This is a genomic window from Desulfosarcina sp. (assembly GCF_041551955.1).
Lineage (GTDB): Bacteria > Desulfobacterota > Desulfobacteria > Desulfobacterales > Desulfosarcinaceae > Desulfosarcina.
In genome coordinates this window covers 1-2,826 of sequence record NZ_JBFELV010000556.1, presented here as the reverse complement: position 1 = coordinate 2,826, position 2,826 = coordinate 1, and the positions used below count along the sequence as shown (strand labels likewise).

Annotated in this window: 3 protein-coding genes; all 3 read right to left on the bottom strand. The window is 49.9% G+C overall.

The features are described 5' to 3' along the window. The coding region (locus ABYV26_RS24060) for a glycoside hydrolase family 5 protein (RefSeq protein WP_372683887.1) at positions 1-1,501 on the bottom strand (1,501 nt) is incomplete at its 3' end. A gap of 97 nt (positions 1,502-1,598) precedes the next feature. Continuing rightward, positions 1,599-2,258: a hypothetical protein gene (locus ABYV26_RS24055; RefSeq protein ID WP_372683886.1), complete on the bottom strand. Its 660-nt coding sequence runs from the start codon at positions 2,256-2,258 to the stop codon at positions 1,599-1,601. Positions 2,259-2,316: 58 nt separating this feature from the next. Beyond that, a partial coding sequence (locus ABYV26_RS24050) for a hypothetical protein (RefSeq protein WP_372683885.1) occupies positions 2,317-2,826 on the bottom strand: 510 nt, incomplete at its 5' end.

The following is a 2,826-nucleotide window of genomic DNA, read 5'->3' as shown; positions in this document are numbered from 1 at the left end:
CAAAATGATTCACGGTGTCGCGAACCCACTGGGTTGTATGTGCGCCAAACTCAGAATTCCACATCGGGGTTTGATGCTTAATAGAAAGGTTCTTCATGGCTTGGACTTGCTGAGTATCTACTGCGTCGCTCAAAAAATTATACGTGTGAAAACTGTAAGCCATATTTTCTACCGGCTGCGCAGGCAAATTCTCATACATGCTAAAATCATTTGCCAGGCCTCCCCCTTCCAGCACCACCATATGATACGGATCGACTTCGCGAACGGCGGCGGTTATACGCTGATAAAAATGAACCAGCGCATCCTTGCTGGGTGCATGCGGTTCATTTAACAGGTCATAGGCGGCAATGGTCCGATTATTTCGATAGCGCGCGGCGATTGCCTTCCACAAAGCGACCGTTCGATTCTTATTTTCCTCAGAATCCCAAAGCTTAACAGGGTCGGGATCAGCAACAAATACCGAACCCTGCCCGCCCGGAGCCGAATGAAGATCCAGAACAGCATAGATGCCATATTTTTTGCACCATGCCAGCGCCTGGTCCAGAATTTGCCATCCCGACGCTTTGTAAACATAGGGGCGGGCATCATCTTCAAGGATGGTGTGGTTAAAAGGAATACGAACGACATTGAATCCCATATCCGCCATGAGCTTAACATCATCTTCAGCGAAAAAGTTTTCATAAACTGCCTGGCGAAAACGCTCGGCCTCGGCTTCGCCGACAAGTTCCACTATTTTTTTATACATGTGGGTCTCACCGTTAAGGCCCGTCCCCCACAAGGGGCCGTTCCACATCACCCACCCTTCTATTAAGGTCCCTCTTAGCTTGATCGCCTGGCCTGATTCATCGACAATAAAGGGACCTCGCTGGTGAACCATAGGATTCGGTTTGCCCCCTGAAGGAGGCGGAAGTGAGACGGGTTGAGATGCAGGTGCAAGTTTGCCCAGAGCCGCCTCGATTTCAATTTGGGTGATTTGTTCGAGCACGGAATCCAGCCCGCCTGAATTCCGCCGGATCAGATTCAGATCGTTTTCATGGACTTCGCGTTTGATTTTTTCAGCCTCGGTTTGATAATTGCCTTTAATTTGTGAAAAGAAATCATTCAGTCCTTTTTTGTGTTCAGGAACCATCCAGGGCGCAGCCGTCAAATCACTGACAACCTTTTCAATGCCGGCTCCGTGGGAATGGTTGACTTGCTCCTGTTTGACAAAGGAATAACATCGAACAATATGTCCCAGCTGAGGCCAAAAGAACCAATTCCAGCCGTTTTCTGTGAGAATTCGGTTCACCTCTTGATCATGCTTTTGCTTCTGCTCAGGACCGGCCTGTGGATTAACGGTCATGGTGAGCTGTTTATATTCGCGGTACATCCCCGGAAAAGTTTGGATAAATTTCTGCATGTCTTTTTCGCTGAGAATTGGCCAGGCTGCGATAGCCGGTTGTGCCACATTGACGAAAAGCAATAAAATCATTAGCGCGCGAAACACATTGTTTCGATTCATGGTTACTCTCCATTGGATTTGGTAAAGCGTCCTTGTATTGAATCAGGTTTGGCAAATATATGACCATCTCCATCTGCAACGCCAGTGCGCTTTCGCGCTACGGTGAATCCACACCCGCCTCTTTGAGAATGTCTTCAAGGTTCGAATTTTTTAGCTTTTCTTTGAGCATCGCTTTCATCATCTCCGTCTGCTGTTCGTATCCCGGGGGAGCCTGCTTTTGGCTGAAAATTGGGTCAATCATTTTGTCATAACCGACTCCCGCCTGACCCGCTTTGGTCTCTTCTAACATCTGCTTGATCATTTTAAGCTCGGGGCTTTTCTCGAATGGATCGATTATGGGTCCGTCCGGAACAAAAAGACTGTCCGGTTGTTCGCCCACCTGAAAGGATGTCGCAGTTAAATCCATGTGTTCACCGTCGGAAGCAACCAAGTGAAGCCTCATAATGATGGCATACTCCGGGTGCATGCAGGTGGTCAGCCGATTTTTGTCTTCCTGGGTATGAAAACAAACCGCCTCCACACCGGCAATATTCTGGGTGCCGGTAGAGAGATCTCCGGGATGAAAAGAAGAAAGCTGCTGGATATCTTCTTCTTCGAAAAGGTGAAACGCGTGTTTTTCATTGCCCCTGCCCTCCACGCAGAATTGACCGCCAAGTTGGGGTTCATTCCCACAAACAACTTGTCGCGATGAGGGTAATGTATCCAGCTTTATCATTTTTTCGGTGCCCAGACAGACGGCATCACCCGGGACCACCATGGAACCGGGATGCTCCTGAAAAATTGAGCCCTTTGAACGTTTGCCTGCATTCTGAATGTCAAATTCCCATTTCTCCTTGAACATTCCTGGACGGACCTGATGAAACACCTTGCCGGTCCCGTGTCCCGAAGCGTGCTTTCCAATATAACTGGCGCTGTACGAAACATGCTTCCAGCAATGCCCGCCTGCAGTGCCGTGGGTCGAACCTGAGGTCGCCGATGTGCCGCCGCCACTTGAAAAAGGTTCGTCCGTCGAAGTGTGCACCCCGGCAGGTCCGCTCGCAAAGGGGGGGGGGCGCCGGAGCGTCGTTTCCGCCAAGCGCTTCCTGCCCGGGCTGGGGAATCGGCCCCTCACTTTCCGCATCCGTTGTTTCCGATGCGAAGGTAACCATAAAGTTGTATTCTCCCTTGGCGGCTGGATCACTAACCCGAATTCCGAAGTTCTTGGTCACCAGTTCGTGTAGATAGGCGAATATCCTGTATCCTTTCTCCGCAGAACTCGAAGGGTCCCAGTCAAAATCAGCAACAACTGCATAGCGCCCCCTGAAGTGAGGGTGATCAGGTTTATT

Coding starts and splice junctions, on each gene's coding strand:
- ABYV26_RS24055 (WP_372683886.1), bottom strand. CDS start 2,258: ATGGTGGTCCCGGGTGATGCCGTCTGTCTGGGCACCGAAAAAATGATA.